Here is an 823-nt window from a genome sequence, read left to right as displayed (position 1 = left end):
TGTGAGACAGTTGCATCTCGGAAGTGCCCTTCTTGGGGGAGCTACGGAACTCTATACAAGTCCCATTCTCCCTTACCAGAGGGCACTTCCTCGCTTAACGCACCGCTACCAGGCCGGTGGATTCAGGCTTAACGCCACCATGCGACGCGGGCGCTTCTACCTCGTGGAGGTGATCCAGCTGACCGGCGCAGAGCTCATCGCACACGCCACCCAGGTCGTTGCAGCACCAGCACGCTGGAACGCTGCCCGATCAACAACAGAAGGCGCAAGGAAGGATGTCGAGGAGGCCGAGTACCTCTCCAGCATCGGAGATCCCGCATACCGCGACGCGGTTCGCAGCATCATCGCACGGTGCGAGACCCTCGGCATTGAGGTGAAGTGGCGCTCACGCGGAGCGGCGCTGCGCATCGACACACCTGATCGCCGCCAACCACTCGCGATCGGGTGGATGCTTTCCGAAGGGAGCCATTGGCAAGCGGCGCGGTACGTCACCCTCGGCGTAGACCCGACGTCGCTGGCGCAGACCCCGTCCGTCGCCAACGCCGTCCTCGCGTACGCCGAGCGTGTGAAGTCGATCCCAGGAGGGGTAGCGCCAAAAAGCGCACTCAACGCAGCAACGTTCCCTCCGGCAGTCCTGCCGGGAGTGCTTGGCGAAGTGGACGGCGCACTCACAGCGCTCGTCGAACAGCTCGGCGCCTAGGGCGTGTCTCGTTACCCTGCAGGGGCTTCTCGGGCAGGGTGAGGTCCCGTGAGTCGGATGCCGGTGTTGACCGATGAGGACTGGGCTCGGTTGGCGCCGTTGATGCCCCGAGCCGGTGCCAGG

1 protein-coding gene is annotated in these 823 nt (G+C 64.5%); it reads left to right on the top strand.

The features are described from left to right. Positions 1-169: 169 nt before the first annotated feature. A complete protein-coding gene (locus H5397_RS17470; RefSeq protein WP_182819021.1) occupies positions 170-700 on the top strand; it encodes a hypothetical protein in 531 nt (176 codons plus the stop codon). The last annotated feature ends 123 nt before the right edge of the window (positions 701-823 follow it).

The sequence above is a fragment of the Propioniciclava sp. MC1683 genome, assembly GCF_014164675.1.
In the GTDB taxonomy this organism is placed as follows: domain Bacteria; phylum Actinomycetota; class Actinomycetes; order Propionibacteriales; family Propionibacteriaceae; genus Propioniciclava.
Note: the sequence above shows the minus strand (reverse complement) of the source record. Positions and strands in the feature narration are given on the sequence as shown.